The following is a 367-nucleotide window of genomic DNA, read 5'->3' as shown; positions in this document are numbered from 1 at the left end:
TCTTGCGATTCTCTGCATAAGCCTTCTGACCGCGCTTTGCCATATACTGAGGGGCACGACCGTGCTTGCTTTTCCGATCCGGCGTTCCACGCCGAAGTTCATAGAAAACAGTCGTATGAGCACATCCTACTGCAGCAGCGATGTTGCGAAGGGAAAGCCCCTGGCGATGCAGGGCCTGAATCATGCCACGTTCCTCCAAAGAAAGATGGCGGCCGGGTGTACGTACGTCCTCAATTGTGTTAGAATGGATGTGATCCATAGTGATTGCTCCTTTGTTGATGATTTCTCGCAAAACCATTTTAACATGAAGCTTCACTATGGATTTTTGTTTTTTGATTACCTGTTCAAATTCATTTTACAATTAACC

1 protein-coding gene is annotated in these 367 nt (G+C 46.6%); it reads right to left on the bottom strand.

Annotation, left to right across the window (positions count from 1 at the left end; translation table 11 throughout):
* Positions 1-259, bottom strand: a 259-nt coding sequence (locus tag CJ260_RS12585) for a helix-turn-helix domain-containing protein (RefSeq protein ID WP_158221416.1), incomplete at its 3' end; no start/stop codon positions are given.
* Positions 260-367 lie beyond the last annotated feature (108 nt).

The sequence above is a fragment of the Megasphaera sp. ASD88 genome (genome assembly GCF_002287425.1).
In the GTDB taxonomy this organism is placed as follows: domain Bacteria; phylum Bacillota; class Negativicutes; order Veillonellales; family Megasphaeraceae; genus Megasphaera; species Megasphaera stantonii.
Note: the sequence above shows the minus strand (reverse complement) of the source record. Positions and strands in the feature narration are given on the sequence as shown.